The 15,597-nt window shown below is 70.8% G+C and carries 16 protein-coding genes, 1 tRNA gene and 1 pseudogene; 10 read left to right on the top strand and 8 right to left on the bottom strand.

What is annotated here, in order from left to right; all coding sequences use genetic code 11:
- Positions 1 to 21 precede the first annotated feature (21 nt).
- Positions 22 to 1,335 (bottom strand): D-arabinono-1,4-lactone oxidase, encoded by a 1,314-nt coding sequence (locus tag SALPAC4_RS0106120; protein ID WP_019869565.1) that lies wholly within the window; start codon positions 1,333 to 1,335, stop codon positions 22 to 24.
- A gap of 222 nt (positions 1,336 to 1,557) precedes the next feature.
- Here SALPAC4_RS0106120 and SALPAC4_RS0106115 point away from each other — a divergent pair, with 222 nt between their 5' ends.
- Positions 1,558 to 2,151, top strand: coding sequence for a TetR family transcriptional regulator (locus SALPAC4_RS0106115; protein WP_019869564.1), 594 nt, complete (start codon positions 1,558 to 1,560; stop codon positions 2,149 to 2,151).
- A 76-nt stretch (positions 2,152 to 2,227) separates the two neighbouring features.
- On the opposite strand, the gene SALPAC4_RS0106110 is transcribed toward SALPAC4_RS0106115, so the two are convergent.
- Complete coding sequence (locus tag SALPAC4_RS0106110) at positions 2,228 to 3,445, bottom strand: amino acid deaminase/aldolase (protein WP_397538008.1); 1,218 nt, start codon at positions 3,443 to 3,445, stop codon at positions 2,228 to 2,230.
- Positions 3,446 to 3,755: 310 nt separating this feature from the next.
- Between SALPAC4_RS0106110 and tmk the strand changes: the two genes are divergently transcribed.
- From tmk to SALPAC4_RS0106080, 6 genes are all read left to right on the top strand, one after another.
- On the top strand, positions 3,756 to 5,906 hold the full coding sequence (gene tmk, locus SALPAC4_RS0106105) for a dTMP kinase (protein WP_109746127.1): 2,151 nt from the start codon (positions 3,756 to 3,758) through the stop codon (positions 5,904 to 5,906).
- Positions 5,906 to 7,114, top strand: a complete 1,209-nt coding sequence (locus tag SALPAC4_RS0106100; RefSeq protein ID WP_018738515.1) for a DNA polymerase III subunit delta' — start codon at positions 5,906 to 5,908, stop codon at positions 7,112 to 7,114. The genes tmk and SALPAC4_RS0106100 overlap by 1 nt, the downstream gene beginning before the upstream one ends.
- A 162-nt stretch (positions 7,115 to 7,276) precedes the next feature.
- Positions 7,277 to 7,606 (top strand): YbaB/EbfC family nucleoid-associated protein, encoded by a 330-nt coding sequence (locus SALPAC4_RS0106095; protein ID WP_027645097.1) that lies wholly within the window; start codon positions 7,277 to 7,279, stop codon positions 7,604 to 7,606.
- Positions 7,607 to 7,912 (top strand): hypothetical protein, encoded by a 306-nt coding sequence (locus SALPAC4_RS0106090; RefSeq protein ID WP_019869560.1) that lies wholly within the window; start codon positions 7,607 to 7,609, stop codon positions 7,910 to 7,912.
- The gene (locus SALPAC4_RS0106085; RefSeq protein ID WP_027645096.1) at positions 7,912 to 8,607 is read left to right on the top strand and encodes a hypothetical protein; all 696 of its coding nucleotides are present in this window, start codon (positions 7,912 to 7,914) and stop codon (positions 8,605 to 8,607) included. The genes SALPAC4_RS0106090 and SALPAC4_RS0106085 overlap by 1 nt, the downstream gene beginning before the upstream one ends.
- 63 nt (positions 8,608 to 8,670) lie before the next feature.
- Complete coding sequence (locus tag SALPAC4_RS0106080; protein WP_018738518.1) at positions 8,671 to 9,504, top strand: PSP1 domain-containing protein; 834 nt, start codon at positions 8,671 to 8,673, stop codon at positions 9,502 to 9,504.
- 60 nt (positions 9,505 to 9,564) lie between these two features.
- Here the strand turns inward: SALPAC4_RS0106080 and SALPAC4_RS0106075 are convergent, their stop codons facing one another.
- Complete coding sequence (locus SALPAC4_RS0106075) at positions 9,565 to 11,418, bottom strand: metallophosphoesterase family protein (RefSeq protein WP_019869558.1); 1,854 nt, start codon at positions 11,416 to 11,418, stop codon at positions 9,565 to 9,567.
- 154 nt (positions 11,419 to 11,572) lie between these two features.
- Here SALPAC4_RS0106075 and SALPAC4_RS0106065 point away from each other — a divergent pair.
- A tRNA-Thr gene (locus SALPAC4_RS0106065) sits at positions 11,573 to 11,646 on the top strand.
- A 289-nt stretch (positions 11,647 to 11,935) separates the two neighbouring features.
- Here the strand turns inward: SALPAC4_RS0106065 and SALPAC4_RS0106060 are convergent.
- The 5 genes from SALPAC4_RS0106060 to SALPAC4_RS0106035 form a co-directional block, all read right to left on the bottom strand.
- Positions 11,936 to 12,301, bottom strand: coding sequence for a BTG family protein (locus SALPAC4_RS0106060; RefSeq protein ID WP_223874693.1), 366 nt, complete (start codon positions 12,299 to 12,301; stop codon positions 11,936 to 11,938).
- Positions 12,298 to 12,753, bottom strand: coding sequence for a hypothetical protein (locus SALPAC4_RS0106055; RefSeq protein WP_019869556.1), 456 nt, complete (start codon positions 12,751 to 12,753; stop codon positions 12,298 to 12,300). The genes SALPAC4_RS0106060 and SALPAC4_RS0106055 overlap by 4 nt, the downstream gene beginning before the upstream one ends.
- Positions 12,753 to 13,562, bottom strand: a complete 810-nt coding sequence (locus SALPAC4_RS0106050; RefSeq protein WP_019869555.1) for a class I SAM-dependent methyltransferase — start codon at positions 13,560 to 13,562, stop codon at positions 12,753 to 12,755. The genes SALPAC4_RS0106055 and SALPAC4_RS0106050 overlap by 1 nt, the downstream gene beginning before the upstream one ends.
- Before the next feature lie 251 nt (positions 13,563 to 13,813).
- A complete protein-coding gene (locus SALPAC4_RS0106040; RefSeq protein WP_027645095.1) occupies positions 13,814 to 14,044 on the bottom strand; it encodes a hypothetical protein in 231 nt (76 codons plus the stop codon).
- Positions 14,044 to 14,223: a hypothetical protein gene (locus SALPAC4_RS0106035; RefSeq protein WP_019869553.1), complete on the bottom strand. Its 180-nt coding sequence runs from the start codon at positions 14,221 to 14,223 to the stop codon at positions 14,044 to 14,046. The genes SALPAC4_RS0106040 and SALPAC4_RS0106035 overlap by 1 nt, the downstream gene beginning before the upstream one ends.
- A 156-nt stretch (positions 14,224 to 14,379) precedes the next feature.
- Here SALPAC4_RS0106035 and SALPAC4_RS28255 point away from each other — a divergent pair.
- Both SALPAC4_RS28255 and SALPAC4_RS0106030 read left to right on the top strand, forming a co-directional pair.
- A pseudogene (locus SALPAC4_RS28255) lies at positions 14,380 to 14,556 on the top strand (helix-turn-helix domain-containing protein); the annotation flags it as partial.
- A 72-nt stretch (positions 14,557 to 14,628) separates the two neighbouring features.
- On the top strand, positions 14,629 to 15,597 hold the full coding sequence (locus SALPAC4_RS0106030) for a tetratricopeptide repeat protein (RefSeq protein WP_019869552.1): 969 nt from the start codon (positions 14,629 to 14,631) through the stop codon (positions 15,595 to 15,597).

Genomic DNA, 15,597 nt, shown 5'->3' with positions numbered 1-15,597 from the left:
GGTGAGACGGGCCGGGTGCGGTCAGCCGAGGACGCGGGACAGGTGTTCGCTGGCGAACACCCGGTGCGGGTCGAGCCGATCCCGGACGGCCCGGAAGCTGTCCCACTTGGGATAGGCCGGGGCCAGGGAGGCCGCGTCGCGCCAGTGCAGTTTGCCCCAGTGCGGCCGGCCGCCAAGCTCTTCGGCCAGCTCTTCAACGGCGCGGAAGTACGGCTCGTACGGCATCCCCACGTACTGGTGGACGGCGAGGTACGCGGAGTCCCGGCCGTAGCCGTGCGAGAGCCAGACGTCGTCGGCGGCGCTGAACCGGACTTCGACCGGGAAGAGGACTTTGACCGGCAGCCGGTCCACGATGCGGCGGAGGTCGGCCAGGGCCGGAGCCAGGGCCGCGCGGGGCAGTGCGTACTCCATCTCGACGAAGCGGACCCGACGTGGGCTGCAGAAGACCGCGTCGGAGGGGCCGGTGTAGCGGCGTTCGGTGAGCACCCGCGCGGCGACGGAGCTGATGCTGGGGGCGAGTGCCGGTACGGCCCGGCCGAGCCGACAGGCCCCGCCGAGAACCGTGTTGGAGAGGAACTCGTCGTTGAGCCAGCGGTGCCAGTGCGGCAGCGGACGGTCGTTGACGGGCACCCGGTCGTTGCTCTTGATCTGGACCCGGTCGGTGTAGGGGAACCAGTAGAACTCGACGTGGTCGTGTCGCGCTACCAGCTCGGGCAACTCGGCCAGCACTCCGGCCAGCGGGGCGGGCCGCTCGTGTGCCTGCAGCACGAACGCGTCCACGCAGCTCAGGGTGACATCGACCAGGACACCGAGCGCACCGAGCGAGACCCGGGCGGCGGCGAAGACCTCCGGGTGCTCGTCGGCGGAGCAGTGCAGCACCTCGCCGACGCCGGTGACCAGGGTGAGTGCGGTGACGAAGGTGGACAGGCAGCCGTACTGGGCGCCGGTGCCGTGGGTGCCGGTCGAGATCGCGCCGGCTACGGTCTGCGCGTCGATGTCACCGAGGTTGGGCAGGGCCAGGCCGTAGCCGGCGAGTAGCCGGTTGAGGTTTCGTAGCGTGGTGCCGGCGGGTACCGTGACCAGCCGGCGATCGAGGTCGACCCGCACCTCGTCGGCCAGGTCCGTCAGCTCCATCCGATGACCGTCGGTCCGGGCGACGGGGGTGAAGGAGTGGCCACTGCCAACCGGGCGGATCCGCTCCCCGGCCGCTGCGGCGGCCCGTACCGCCGCCGCGATCTCGGCGCTTGAGGTGGGGCGTAGCACGCTGGTGGCGGTGTCACGCTGATTGCCGGCCCAGTTGGACCAGGCGCTTACGGAGCTTGCGGTCGCGGCCATGGACGCTCCTCGAAATGAATATGAAGTGACTTCATATCAGGAACGTTGTGCCTGGTAAATACCGTAATCGAGTTCCGCTCGTTGTACCGGTAGTCACGAACTCGTGACGTGCAGATATGTTCTTCCGTCGAAGGGGGGTGGCGAGTGTCCACACCAGCCGCCACGACCGGGCCGCTGCGCCGCGTACCGGTGCAGGGTCGAAGTGTCGCTCGGGTCCAGCGAATGCTGGACGCCTGTGCGGAGCTCGTCGACGAGGTGGGGTACGAGGGGCTGACCACGACGCTGCTCGCCGAGCGCGCCGAGGTGGCGATTGGGTCGGTCTATCAGTTCTTCCCGGACAAGCGGGCGATCGTGCAGGCATTGACCCTGCGCACAATGGAGTCCTATCTCCAGCGGCTCGACGAGAGGTTCGCCTCGAACGACCTCACCCACTGGTGGGATGGGGTTGACGCGGCGATCGACGAGTACATCACGATGCACCGCACCGTTCCCGGGTTCCGTACCCTGCACTTCGGCGACGTGGTCGACCTGCACCTGCTCGATGAGCAACGGGACAACAACGGAGTGATCGCGGATCAACTGGCTCGTGTTCTCACCGAGCGCTTCGGACTCACCGACGTCCCGGAGCTGCAGTTCCATCTCGAGATCGCCGTCGAGGGTGCTGATGCGCTTATCCAGCTGGCGTTCCGCCGGCGGCAGGAGGGCGATGACCGGGTGCTCGTTGAGGCCAAGGCGTTGATTCGGGAGTACCTGTACCGCCAGGTTGACGCTCGGGGGGGCGTCGACCGGCCGGTGGAGGTCGCCCAGCCAGCCTGACCGGCGTCCCGCCGCCCGGACCGTTCGGAACCGGTCCGGGCGGGAGGCCCGGGTTCCGGCGTCGGTGGTGCGGCCCTCAGAGGAAGGCCCACCCCTCACCGCGGTACGTGGCGGCGACCGTCCCGACGGTCTCCGCCTCCACCAGGTGGAGTTTGTTGACATGCTCGGCGAGCTCGCCGGCCTTGGCGTGCCGAAACCAGACCCGGTCGCCGATCCGAAGCGTGTCGGCGGCCCGGCCGGTCAGCGGAGTCTGCACCTCGCCGGCGCCCTCCGCGCCGACCAACCGGAGGCCGGCTGGGAGGACCGGGCGGGGGAGACGACTACGTTCGGCCGGCCCGGAGGCGATCCAGCCGCCGCCGAGCACGGTGGCGTAGTCGGGCGCCGGTCGGCGGGCCACCGCGCAGGCGAAGAAGGCGGCGGGGGCCGGGCGCCAGGCCCGGTAGGTGTCGAAGAGCGTCGGTCCGTACAGCCCGGACCCCGCGGCGACCTCGGTGACCGCGGGATCGGCGCTGGTGGCGGCCAGGCTGCCGGTGCCGCCACCGTTGACGAACTCCAGCTCGGCGTGCTCGCGGACCGCCGCCACCGCCGCACTCCGGCGGGCCAGCAGCTCCCGGTACGACCCGCGCTGAACCAGTCGGATCGCCGTGCCGAGCAGCGCCCGTCCCGGCGGCGCGTCGCCCATCCCGGCGATCTGTGCCTCGTACGCCATTAGTCCGACCAGCCGGAATCCCGGCCGGTCGGCGACGGTGGCGGCGAGCGCGCCGGCCGCCCGTGGATCATGCACCGGCGAGCGGCGCACCCCGAGGTGCAGCCGCCCGCCCAGCGGTCGCCAGGAGGCGTCCAGGTCCAGGCAGACCCGCAGCTCGGGCCGGCGACCTGGGGCGCGGACGGCGTCCACCAGATCGAGCTGGGCGGGATCGTCGATCATCAGGGTCACCGCGGCGGCGAGCGTCGGATCACCGGCCAGCTCGGCGAGCGCGGCCCGGTCGGTCGCGGGATACGCCACCACCACGTCGTCGGTGACCCCGCACTGGACCAGCCAGAGCGCCTCGGCGAGGGTGAACGCCAGCACCCCCGCCCAGCCGGGAGTGGCCAGGGCCCGGGAGATCAGCGTCCGGCAGCGGACCGACTTGCTGGCCAGGCGGACCGGCTTGCCGCGGGCGCGCTGGGCGAGGGCGGTGGCGTTGGCGTCGAACGCCCGGAGGTCAACCACCGCGTACGGGGGGTCGAGGTGGGCGGTCGCGCCGTCGAGTCGGGCACGCAGTTCCGCGGTGTCGGGGGCCACGTGGTGCACGCTAGCCGGACCGGGGTCGATGCCCAAGCACCTCGCCTCGGCCGGGCTGCGGGCGGTGGACCCCCGCGCCTAGGCTCGGCGAGCAGGGGAATGTCACAGCGGTATGCCATCGGGCCGGGGCTAGAGTGTTGCACCGAGACCGCCCAGTAACGGGTCGCCACGTGGAGGTACGGCCATCGAAAGCCAGCAGAACGGCGCGTCGGCCAACAGTTCGTCGCCCGCAGCCGAGTCCGGACCGGCGGGCCCGTCCGGGACCGCGGCGCCGCCCAGCCAGCCCGACCACTCGGGCTACGCCGCGATCCGATCAGTCCTGCGCATCCGCCCGTTCCGGCGGCTCTGGATCGTGCTCGGTGCCGCCTCGTTCGGTGACTGGTTCGGCCTGCTCGCCACGTCCGTCTTCGCCGCCTCCCAGGTGGAGGGGAGCACCGCCAAGGGCGCGGCCTTCGGCACGGTCATCGCGATCCGGCTGCTGCCGGCTCTGGTCCTCGGGCCGATCGCCGGTGTCTTCGCCGACCGGTTCGACCGTCGCTGGACGATGGTCATCTGCGACCTGCTGCGGTTCCTGCTCTTCGCCTCGATCCCGCTGGTCGCGGTCCTGGGGGCGAGTGGCGCGGTGGTGGTCGGGTGGGCCACGATCGCCACGTTCCTGATCGAGTCGATCACCCTGCTCTGGATTCCGGCCAAGGAGGCCGCGGTCCCGAACCTGATCCCGCGGGCCCGGCTCGAAGCGGCCAACCAGCTCACGCTGATCACCACGTACGGCCTCACCCCGGTCCTCGCGGCGCTGGCGGCCGCGGCGCTCGACCGCAGCGTCCGAGCCATCGCCGGTGGCGACCTCGGCTGGGCGGAGCCGGCTCAGCTCGCGCTCTGGGTCAACGCCTTCTCAAGGCTGGCCACCGCCTTGGTGGTCGCGTACGGCATCCGGGAGATCAGCCAGGGCCCCGCCGCCAAGCGGGACCAGACCGAGCGGAGCATGCTGGGCGAGTTCAAGGACGGCTGGCGGTTCATCGGCCAGACCCCACTGGTCCGGGGCCTGGTGCTGGGCATCTTCGGTGCCTTCGCCGGTGGCGGCATCGTGATCGGCACGGCCCGCTTCTTCGCCAACTCGCTCGGTGCCGGCGACGCCGCTTTCTACCTGCTGTTCGGGGCCATCTTCATCGGCCTGTCGATCGGCATCGGGCTCGGTCCGATGATCGTCAAGGAGATGTCCCGGCGGCGCTGGTTCGGCATGAGCATCGTGCTCGCCAGCGCCGCGGTGATGACCCTGGCCTTCGCCATCCACCTCTCCATGGCGATGGTGGGTGCGGTCCTGGTCGGCGCGGGCGCCGGCATGGCCTTCCTCGCCGGCACCACGCTGCTCGGTGGGGAGATCGCCGACGAGGTGCGGGGGCGGGTCTTCGCGGTGGTGCAGGTCGGTACCCGGATGGTGCTGATCCTGGCCATCGCGTTGAGTAGCCTGCTCGCCGGGGTTGGTGGCTCCCGCCGCTTCGAGGTCGCCAACCTGGGGATCTCGATCTCGTCCACCCGGCTGCTGCTGCTCGCCGCGGGGCTGGCGGGCATCTTCGCTGGAATCAGCGCGTTCGGGCAGATGGACGACAAGAAGGGCGTTCCCGTCCTGGCCGACCTGTGGGGTTCGATGCGCGGGCGACCGCTGACGCCAGCCGAGCCGTTCGCCTCCGCCGGGCTGTTCGTGGTCTTCGAGGGGGGCGAGGGAGCCGGCAAGTCCACCCAGCTCGCCCTGCTCGCCGACCGGCTGCGGGACCAGGGGCGGGACGTGGTGGTCACCCGCGAGCCCGGCGCCACCGGAGTCGGCGAACGAATCCGGTCCCTGCTGCTCGGCCAGCCGGGTTCCGACGTGCCCTCCCCCCGTGCCGAGGCGCTGCTCTACGCCGCCGACCGGGCCCACCACGTGGCCACCGTGGTGCGGCCGGCGCTGCTCCGGGGTGCCGTTGTGGCGAGCGACCGTTACATCGACTCGTCCCTGGCCTACCAGGGCGCGGGGCGGACGCTCCCCGTTGACGAGGTCTCCTGGCTCTCCTCCTGGGCCACCGGCGGGCTCAAGCCCGACCTGGTGGTGCTCCTGGACATCGATCCGAGTGCCGGGCTGTCCCGGGTGGCTGCCCGGAGTGGGGCCCCCGACCACCTGGAGGCCGAGTCGGTCAGCTTCCACGAACGGGTCCGGTACGCGTTCCTCGACCTCGCCGCCGCCGACCCGAAGCGCTACCTGGTGCTGGACGCCGCCCGGCCAACCGACGAGATCGCCGACGAGGTGGCTCGGCGGGTCGGCGAGCTGCTCGGCGCTCAGGCCGGCGGGCCGAACCCGCCGGCGGCGAGTGGTGGCCCGGCGGCGAACGCACCCGCGGCGAGTAGGCCGAACCGGCCGGCGGCGAGCGGGCCGGACACCACGGTCCACGCCGAGTTATCCGACCCGAAGCTGGTGACGATGGAGCGTCGGACCTGATGCCAGACGTCTTCGCCGACCTGGTCGGCCAGGACGAGGCGGTGGACGTGCTGCGGCGGGCCGCCGCCGACGCCGCCGCCCTGCTCCGTGCCGGGACACCCGACCCGGCGGAGCGTGAACCGGGGGCGGGGATGACCCACGCCTGGATCTTCACCGGGCCGCCCGGGTCGGGCCGGTCGGTCGCCGCGCGAGCCTTCGCCGCCGCCCTCCAGTGCGGGGATGGCAGCGGATGCGGCACCTGCCCCGGCTGCCACACCACGATGGCCGGCACCCACGCCGATGTCCGGCTGGTGGTACCGGAGGGGCTCTCCATCGGCGTCAACGAGATGCGCGCCCTGGTGCTCCGCGCCGCCAGCACCCCCTCCGGCGGGCGGTGGCAGGTGGTGGTCATCGAGGACGCCGACCGTCTCACCGAGGCCGCCGGCAACGCCCTGTTGAAGGCGGTGGAGGAGCCACCCCCACGAACGGTCTTCCTGCTCTGCGCGCCGTCCATCCACCCCGACGACATCTCGGTGACCATCCGGTCGCGCTGTCGGGTCGTACCCCTGCGGCAGCCCGCACCGGCGGCGGTCGCCGAGGTGCTTGTTCGGCGTGACGGCGTCGAGCCCGACGTGGCGAACTGGGCGGCCGCCGCAGCCCAGGGGCACGTCGGGCGGGCCCGGCGGCTAGCCCGGGACCCGCAGGCGCGTACCCGGCGGGACGCGGTGCTCGCGGTACCCCGCCAGCTCACCGGGGTGGGTGCGGCGATCGACGCCGCCGCCGCGTTGATCGGAGCCGCCGAGGCGGAGGCCACGGCGTTGGTGGCGGACACCGATGCGGCCGAACGGGCCGCGCTGGAGACGGCCCTCGGCGCGGGCGGCACCGGTCGGCGCGCGGCCAGCGCGTTCCGGGGCGCCGCCGGGCAGGTCAAGGAGCTGGAGCGGCGGCAGAAGTCCCGGGCCACCCGGGCGCAGCGGGATGCGCTGGACCGGGCGCTGGTGGACCTCGCCGGCTTCTACCGGGACGCGCTCACGATGGCGCTGGGTGCCCCGGTCGAACCGGTACACACCGATACCGCCCCGGTCGCCGAGGCGGGGGCTCGCAAGTGGGACGCCGACGGCGCGCTGCGTCGCCTAGAGGCGGTCCTGGCCTGCCGGGCCGCGATCGAGGCGAACGTCAAGCCCCGGATCGCCGTCGAGGCGATGATGCTCGCCCTCTGGAAGGGCTGACCTGGACCGTCTCCGGCTCTTGGGGGACGGCGGTCAGCGGTCGCGGTAGCAGGGCGCTGGGCAGCTGGGCGGCATCGACACGTTCCACTCCGGTGCGGTACGGTCCGGTGTGCCATGGTGACGCGGGGGCAACGCTCAGTAACGCCAGTGCGGGAGGACGCGATGCCGCCGGGGGAGATCGACGAAGCCTGGATCGAGGAAGCGGTGCGGCGCTACCGCCGGATCGAGTCCCTGCAGGCCGAGTTCGACCAGGCGGTGACGACGGTCGAGGTCACGGTCCGTTCCCCGGACGGGCTGGTGGAGGTGGTGGTCACCGCGGCGGGGCAGATCACCGATGTGCGGTTCCTCCGCCCGTTGCAGAACCGCCAACCCCGCGACATCGCCGAATCCGTGCAGGCGGCGGTGGCCGCCGCGGCCGATGCCGCGCAGTGGGCGCGGGAGAAGCTGCACAACGAGACCTTCACCGCCTACCGCCCGCTCACGGGGGCTTGAATGGAGGCGTTGCGCGCCCTCGCTCTCCGGCTGGAGGCGGCGACCGAGACCCTGACCAGCCTCTCCCACGCCGCGCCGGCCACTGATCCGCCGGGAGTCGCCTTCGGCGACGACGCGGTGGGGCGCCCCGGCGAGGTGGGCCGGGCCCTGCACCGGCAGTGGACGGCCGCCACCGATGACCGCGCCCGCGAGGCTCACCTGGCCGCCCAGCAGCTGGCCGCGGTGGCGGCAGCCGTCCGGTCCGCCGCCGACAACTACGCCGAGACCGACCAGGACGCGCGTTGGCGGTTCGTGGGGGAGACGTGATGGACCCACTGGAGCGACTCGCCGAGCCCGGCCTTGACCTGCTGCGTCGGGTCGACACCCTGCTCGCCACCGGCGCCCCGGAGGGGCACCCTGTCTGGCCGCTGCTGCGCCGGATGCAGGTGCTCCCCGGTGCGGCGGTCCGGAGCTTCCTGGAGCTACCCGCCGTGGCCTTCTCCGATGCCGGTCGGTCGGTGCGTCAACTGGTCCGGGGGTATGACGAGGTCTCCGCTGCGCTCACCGAACCGGTGCTCTGGTCCGGCACCGCCGCGACCGCCTTCGGGGAGTACCGGGCGGCGCTGCTGAGCCACCTCGACGAGGGGCCGGAGAGCCTGGTGGGGCGGCTGGAGTCAACCGCCGGCTACGCCGACGCCCTCGCCGACTGGATCGAGCGCAGCCGGCGTACGCTCGCCCGGACTCTGGCCGCCGTGTTGGGCTCGGCCGAGGCGGTGGCGGTGGTTGCCGCGACGTCGGCGCCCCCCGCGGCCTCGGCGCAGCTCGCGGTGTCGGTGCCACAGCCCGCGGCGGAGGTCGAGGCGGCCGAGATCGCCGCGCGGGTGCTGGCGGTGCTCTCCGCCGCCTACGACGGGGCGGAGACACTCCTGCGGCAGTGGGGGCCCAGCCTGGCCGAATCCCCCTGGCGGGCACCGGCCATCGGAACCTCCCGCTACGACACCCCGACCCACGTCGGTTGGTGAGCACCGTGTACGGGTCGAGGGCAGCGGCCCTGGACGGGCCTGACAGCGACGTAGGGTGAGGGTATGGGCATGCTCTGCGCGGTCAGTTTCCACCGGTACGGGCGCCTCTACTACCTCGATCCGGGTGAGTTTCGGCCCCAGGTCGGCGACAAGGTGCTGGTCCCCACCGACGAGGGGCCCGAGGTGGCCGAGTGCGTCTGGGCCGCCGAGTGGACCTCCGACGACACTGCGGGATTCCCCCGCCTGGCCGGGCTGGCCCAGGCGGAGGATCTGCGCCGCGACGAGCTGCTGCGCCGGCGCAGAGCCGAGGCGAAGGTCGCGGCGAAACGCCTGATCCGGGAGCACGATCTGCCGATGAAGGTGGTCGCCGTGGACCACGTGCGCGGTGCGACGGAGGGCGGCGAGCGAAGCACGATCTATTTCACCGCCCCGCACCGGGTGGACTTCCGGTCGCTGGTCCGGGACCTCGGTGCGACCCTGCACTGCCGGGTCGAGCTGCGTCAGCTCTCCGCCCGCGACTCGGCCCGGGTACAGGGCGGCATCGGCTCCTGCGGGCGAGACCTGTGCTGTGCCACCTTCCTCACCGACTTCGAGCCGGTGACCATCCGGATGGCCAAGGACCAGGATCTGCCCCTCAACCCGCTGCGCATCTCCGGCGCGTGTGGTCGGCTGATGTGCTGCCTCAAGTTCGAGCATCCGCTCTACTCCGACAGCGGTGCCTACCCCGCCTCGGGTCAGCGAGTCGAGACACCAGCGGGCACCGCGAAGGTCGTGTCTCGGCATCCACCCAGCCAGACGGTCACTGTCCGGCAGATCGCCGACGGATCCACCCGCCGGTGCGCGCTCTCCGACGTCTGCGGATCGCGCCAGGCGTACGAGTCGCGCGACCGCGACTGACCACAACCGCGGCGCGACCGTGGCGCGGATTTCGACCGCGACCCCGGCGCGACCGGTAGTTCAGCGGAGGACCACCGGGGGCTCGGCCAGGCGGGGCTCCAGTGGGGTCCGCGGGACCAGCCACGACGATTCAGCCGACTGGTCGGGGTTGACCTGCCAGTGGCGGCCCACCCGATCCACCCCGATCGGGTAGATCGTCAACGTCCCGTCCGGGGCGATGCGCATACGGACGAAACCTTTCGAGTCCTCGATCCCCTGCCCGGCGAAGAGCTCGTTGGCGTTGACCCCGAAGGCGCTGGCCACCAGGAGGTACGCCGCCACCAGCTGGCTGGCCGCCAGCCCGCCCACCGAGCCGAAGAAGACGGCCGCGGCGACCACCGACAGCGGCCACGGCCAGTCGTGGTACGGCAGCGCCAGCCACGCCCAGGTGCCGGCGGCCGCCAACCCCAGGTGGGCCAGGCCGTGCCCCAGGCCGAGCAGCCAGTGCCGGAGCCGTCGCTGCGCGGCACCGGGCGCCTCGGCGAAGAGGACCGTCGCGGTCAGGGTCACCAGCAGCATCGCCACCAACGGAACGCTGAACAGCCGTAGCTGGGTGCCGTTGTGGTTCGTGGAGACGCCGACCATCGACAGGATCAGCAGCGTGTACAGGGCGCCGAGCAGCGTGGTGAAGCCCGGGTTGCGCCACGGCAGCCGCGGGAAGATGCCCCAGGCGTACCGCCGGGACCGCGCCGCGTCCGGATAGCGTCCCGCCAGCTCGTAGGAGTGCGGGGCGCTCGCCCGCCGCGCTCGCGTCCCCTTCGGCGGGACCTCGATACGCTGGGGCAACAGGTGCGTCGGATAGAGGTACGCGCCGCCGCCACCACAGGTGATCAGCTGGCGGCCCGGCCCCACGTAACGGGCGTAGTGGTGGTGGTCGCCGGAGATGAGCAGGCGTACCTGGGCACCGGTCGGCGCGACGATGGTGCGGATGAAATAGTCGATCGAGTCGTACGCCGAGGGGTCTTTCGTGGTGGCCTTGACCCAGGTCGGCATCGGGACGGCCAGGATCACCCGACTCTGCGGCCCCAGCCGTTCCGCCACCGAGTCGAAGTAGCTGAGCTGCGGGTCGTCCAGGTATGAGCCGGACTGGTCATCCAGGCCGAACAACCACCAGTCCGCCGGCAACTCCACCGCGAAGTACGACCGGGTCTGCGCGGTGTTCCAGCCGCCAAAGTGCCGGTCCCGGGACCGGACGAAGAGGCGCAGGAACGCGGTGAGGCCGTCGTACCAGTCGTGGTTGCCGGGGATCGCGTAGAGCGTCGGCTGTTCGGGCGGGGTGACCGGCAGCGCCGCCTGGTACGGGCCCTTGCACCGGTCCTCATACGTGTCGAAGGCCGCTGTCGGGTAGACCTGATCACCCCCCAGCACCAGCACCTGCGCCCGGGGCAGCCGGTGCCCGTCCACCGTCAGCTCCCGCTGGGCCAGCAGGTACGCCACCGAGTACGTCGCGTCGAAGCCGTCACCCAGGTCGGCGACGTAGTCCAGCCAGAGCCCACCGTCCGACCCGACCTGCCGGGTCACCGTGGCGTCGAAGGTGTGCTGTAGCTCCCGTTTGTCCAGGTAGGCGCCGAAGAGCAGCGCGAGCAGCGTCCGGAGCCCGGTGCTGATCAGCAGGAGCGGCGCCAGCCACGGCACCGGCCTGCGTGGGGTGAAGCCCAGCTCGAGCGGGTCGGCGCTGCGGGGGCGGTGCGCCGGCTCGCCACCGGCCGCCTCGCTGGCGTGTGGGCCACTCGGCGGTGGCCCGGGCGTCGGAGCTGCCAGCTCCGGACCAGCGGCCCGGTGGCCCGGGTCCGGCTCGCCCTGGTCACCGTTGCCGTCCGACCCGTGCGGAGTGGGATGCTGGTCTGGGAGGCCAGCAGCATGGTCGTCCGTCATCTGCGCAGCGTAGTGCGGTCGGGTCGGCGGCGCTGTCTGGAGAACGTCAGGTCACGGCGCTCCGGTCCGGGAAGGTGCCGCGGCTCGGCCGCGCGGTCCCGGTGGGGATCCCGATCGGCGGGTCCGGCCGGGTGGCGTACACTTGCTGATCGTTGCCGCCTTAGCTCAGTCGGCTAGAGCGACGCACTCGTAATGCGTAGGTCGACGGTTCGATTCCGTCAGGCGGCTCGGGACGACGAAGGGCCTGGTCACAGTGCTGACCAGGCCCTTCGTCATGTCAGTGGTCGACCGGTGGCGATCAAGTACATCGTGTGATCACTATCTGAGGACAAATCTGAGGACACACAGCTACCCGGCGCTCTTCCGAGCCCGGTGCGCAGCAAGATCGGACACGGGGCGGAACAGTGCCGTCTCCGCCGCCTCCGCAGCACGTCTCGCCTGACCGAGACTCACGCTCTGACCAGGGGCGCAGAAGTGCTCACGGCAGCCACCAAGTTCGCCGGAGGGGCCAAGCTGGTCACGCTGCCCAGACGATCTCCTCGGGGGCCCTGTACCCCTCGGATACGGTCACTCGACCGGGGTTGATCCGCATGTATGTCCGCATCGGCAAGTCCCACATGCTCACCAGCAGCCCAGACCGCCACGCCGCTTCGGCGAGCAACGGGTGCAGCCTGTAGTCGCAGTCAATCGTGAGGGCGGAGCCCTGCTGAGGCGCCTCCCTACCGAGGCGCTGATCGATCAGCTCGGCAAGAGCGGCGGCGAACCGGTGGGCCTGGTCGGGGGTGAAGCGTCGCCGCAGCATCGCTTTACCGTTGGTCAGTTTGTTGGCCCACCAACGGGCGGCAGCACTGGCCTCGGGACTCGGGGCAACAGAAAGTGTCATGGCCTGACTCGGGAACGCAGCAGCCAGCCGAGACTGTCGAAAACGCCGTCCGGCTCGTATGGTCGCCAGCGTGCCTGTGCGGGCGGCACCACCCAGCCGACCGTCAGCCCATCAGGGGCGAGCCCTGGCGGCGCCGGCACCCAGGCATCCGGTCCACGATGCAGCCGACCACCGTCCCGGGCGATCTGGTCAGGGTCCAGAAAGCCCGGGGCGAACAAGAACATCCACCGCATCCGGTCCCCAGGGCCCAGCAGCATTGACCACCACGGCGGGCGGATGGTGGCGGTAGGTACGCGGGTGAGTAGCCGGTGGTGGATGATCGCCCCGATCGGCGAGGCGATCTCCAACGCATCGAACCGTAGCGCCTGCAACGCAACCCCCCACGGGCGCGGTTGTGCTGGCCAGCCGTGGGCGGTGTACTCGGCGATAGCGCGAGCCACCCTGGCGGTCATCACGCGCCTGCCTGCGGAACCCGACCGATGGCAAGCAGGTTGGCGCTGGCGTGGATCAGCTCGGGACAGTGGTCGCCCATCCGGGCGCCTAGTAGCGCGGCGTCAAACATGCCGCCTCCCATGTCATCCAGGTCGTACCGGTCGGCTGCGACCGCGAGCCACCCACCCGGGCCACCGACCCCATGTACGGAGAGCACCTGCAGCCCTGCCCCGGTCAGCTCATCGCGCAACTCGTCGATGGTGTGGTAGTACGTTGTTGCTGGCCATCGGTCGTTCCTGGAGCTCCATCCCTGGAGCTGGATGTCCTCGACAATAACCCGACGTTGGACCAGTTGCCCGGCAATGGACGCGCCGAAAAGGTTAGCGTGCCGTCCCAGTGCCACCACCGCCACCAGGCCGCCGGGGCGGGTCACCCGCACCGCTTCGGCCAACGCCACCCGCCGCTCCCGCGAGTCGGTCAGGTGGTACAAGGGCCCCGCCAGAAGCGCGGCGTCGAACGAATTTTCATCCCAGGGCAGGCTTCGAGCATCCCCAACAACCCCCACCACCCCGGCCCTGCGGGCTTGCGCGACGTGATGGGCTACTGGGTCGAGCAGCTCGACCGAGTATCCCCGCTCTCTCATCCACGCTGCGTGCGCACCCGGCCCGCCCCCGATGTCGGCGACCCGACAGGGCGCCGACGGCAGATAGCGGTCCAGCAGCTCGCGCAACCGGGCTGCCTCCAGCCGACCCCGGATAGTTGCCTCCAGCCGACCGGCTTCGTCATAGTTGTGTACATAGTGGTTGATAAGGTCCTGACCTTCACCCATTGCGTCCTCCAAGGTTGACGAAAATTGCCGCTTTCGGACCGCCTTGCCGTCCGGTCCGTCCAACTCGTAGCCCTTTACCCACGCCCACCCGGGTTAGGTCGGCGCGGACTGGACGATCACCTCAACTGCCCGATCACCACAGCGGCAACAACGATCACCAACACCACCGCTGTGATCAGCTTCTCCCTAGCCGTCGGGGGTTCGGGGGGTTCAGACGCTGGCATCGGATTCCCATCGGGCGCAGGTCGATTTCACCGCTCACTCCCGGCGCGTTGCGGGGGCGCCCAGTTGCCCTGCCCGACCGAGCCGAGGTAGTCGTAGGCGGTTTCGGTGGGCGGGCACGGCCATGCGGATCGGCAGATCGGGCACCGGTCCACCCGGGGCCAGTGCTCGGTGATGATCCGCCGGGCAGACAGGATCATCCGGGCGCGTAGCTGCGCCGCCGAAAGGCTGGCCGGACTGGGCCGGTCGTGGGTGGCCATCACCGGCGGCGGTTGGCCCGTAGCCGGGCCAGCGGGGTCAGCAACGGCCGCGTATCGAGGAGCACCGTCGGCTGGTCCCACAGCGGGTGGTAGGCGCCGGCCCGCGCCTCGTACCGAGTAGCGGGACCGACCGCGTCCAACCGTGCGGAACGGCGTCGTTTGCGAAAAAGCCGGAACATGCGCGTGCTCCCTGTCGTCACGGTGAGCGTCGGCACTGGGTTGATCCCCGGTGCAACGGTGCATGGACAGACCAAGATTCGCCGTTAGGCTGCGCGTAGTGGTAGGCGTGCGCTGTGTGCACACGGATTGCCCACACTTCCAGCGCAGGAGGCGAGATGACCTCGTTTGGTGAGATCCTTCGACGGCATCGCCGGCAGCGACATCTGTCTCTCCGTAATCTGCAACGCAAGATCCAGTTTGACTACAGTTACATTTCTCAGATCGAGCGAGGTGCTCGTCGTCCCACACTCCAGTTCGCCCAGGCATGCGAAGACGCCCTAGACACCGGTGGGATTCTTGTAGATACCTACCGACAGGATCAGACGGGCGATGCCACTATGCGTAGACGATCCCTGCTACATGCCATGGGCGCGCTCGCCGCTACCCCGGCGGCGGAGAGCCTTGCCGAGTTGGAGGCGCTGCGTCATGGCCTAGCCGCTGCGACTGGCTACAGCGAGTGGGCGCAGGTAGTAGCCGACTACGGTCACGACTTCTACGTTGCTTCCCCTGCCCAGTTGGTCGAGCAGTTGCGGGGCGACCTGACTGTGCTACAACACCAACTCGCCGCCGCCCCGGCCGATCGAACGTTGCTTCGCGCAGCCGGCAGCCTGTCGGTGGTCATGACCATGGCCCTCTCCGCAACGGGGCAGAACACGATGGCTCGACGCTGGTGGCGCACCGCACGCACACACGCCGACCAGTCAGGCTGCACGGACACGCGAGTATGGGTGCGGAACTGGGAAGTCGTCAACGGCACCTACGAGCGCCGGCCCATCAGGGAGATCCTTGATCGCGCGGATGAGGCCACCGCTATCGCGGGCGACCGGGCGTGTGTCGGGCATGCGGGTGTGTTGGCTGGGCGCGCGCAGGCTCTAGCCGTGGCTGGGCAAACAGAGTCGGCACTCAAGGCGGTGCAAGCCACTGCCGCCATGACCGACCGCATGCCTGCCGAAGCGATGCGAGACACGGCCAGTATGTTCGGTTGGCCCGAGGTCAGACTGCGGCACACCGAGTCGTACGTCTACACCCACCTCGGCCACACCCAGCAGGCGCTAGCAGCACAGGACCGGGCGCTGGAACTATACCCCGCCGACCTCGGCCGGGAGCGTGCGCAGATGCTAATGCACCGAGCGTCATGCCTCATCCAGGACGGGCATATCGGTGACGGCCTCAGGTACGCAGCCGATGTCCTCGACGCCTTACCGCAGTCTGATCACAACGCGCTGCTCTACGAGGTGGCTACCGCAGTCGTCACTCAGGTGCCAGAGCAAGATCTGCGCCGGGTTGAGGTAGTAGAGCTGCGACAACGGCTCGCCGAGCTGCCATCGGGCTAG

The organism is Salinispora oceanensis, assembly GCF_000383575.1.
Taxonomy (GTDB): Bacteria; Actinomycetota; Actinomycetes; order Mycobacteriales; family Micromonosporaceae; genus Micromonospora; species Micromonospora oceanensis.
This window is presented reverse-complemented; position numbering and strand designations above follow the sequence as displayed.

Excerpts from the sequence above, each read along its gene's own strand:
- SALPAC4_RS0106090 (WP_019869560.1), top strand. The coding sequence starts at position 7,607 with ATGGAGGCGTTGCGCGCCCTCGCTCTCCGGCTGGAGGCGGCGACCGAG.
- SALPAC4_RS0106080 (WP_018738518.1), top strand. The coding sequence starts at position 8,671 with ATGGGCATGCTCTGCGCGGTCAGTTTCCACCGGTACGGGCGCCTCTAC.
- SALPAC4_RS0106085 (WP_027645096.1), top strand. The coding sequence starts at position 7,912 with ATGGACCCACTGGAGCGACTCGCCGAGCCCGGCCTTGACCTGCTGCGT.
- SALPAC4_RS0106055 (WP_019869556.1), bottom strand. The coding sequence starts at position 12,753 with ATGACCGCCAGGGTGGCTCGCGCTATCGCCGAGTACACCGCCCACGGC.
- SALPAC4_RS0106030 (WP_019869552.1), top strand. The coding sequence starts at position 14,629 with ATGGGCGCGCTCGCCGCTACCCCGGCGGCGGAGAGCCTTGCCGAGTTG.
- SALPAC4_RS0106115 (WP_019869564.1), top strand. The coding sequence starts at position 1,558 with ATGCTGGACGCCTGTGCGGAGCTCGTCGACGAGGTGGGGTACGAGGGG.
- SALPAC4_RS0106120 (WP_019869565.1), bottom strand. The coding sequence starts at position 1,335 with ATGGCCGCGACCGCAAGCTCCGTAAGCGCCTGGTCCAACTGGGCCGGC.
- SALPAC4_RS0106035 (WP_019869553.1), bottom strand. The coding sequence starts at position 14,223 with ATGTTCCGGCTTTTTCGCAAACGACGCCGTTCCGCACGGTTGGACGCG.
- SALPAC4_RS0106095 (WP_027645097.1), top strand. The coding sequence starts at position 7,277 with ATGCCGCCGGGGGAGATCGACGAAGCCTGGATCGAGGAAGCGGTGCGG.
- SALPAC4_RS0106040 (WP_027645095.1), bottom strand. The coding sequence starts at position 14,044 with ATGGCCACCCACGACCGGCCCAGTCCGGCCAGCCTTTCGGCGGCGCAG.
- SALPAC4_RS0106050 (WP_019869555.1), bottom strand. The coding sequence starts at position 13,562 with ATGGGTGAAGGTCAGGACCTTATCAACCACTATGTACACAACTATGAC.
- SALPAC4_RS0106075 (WP_019869558.1), bottom strand. The coding sequence starts at position 11,418 with ATGACGGACGACCATGCTGCTGGCCTCCCAGACCAGCATCCCACTCCG.
- SALPAC4_RS0106060 (WP_223874693.1), bottom strand. The coding sequence starts at position 12,301 with ATGACACTTTCTGTTGCCCCGAGTCCCGAGGCCAGTGCTGCCGCCCGT.
- SALPAC4_RS0106100 (WP_018738515.1), top strand. The coding sequence starts at position 5,906 with ATGCCAGACGTCTTCGCCGACCTGGTCGGCCAGGACGAGGCGGTGGAC.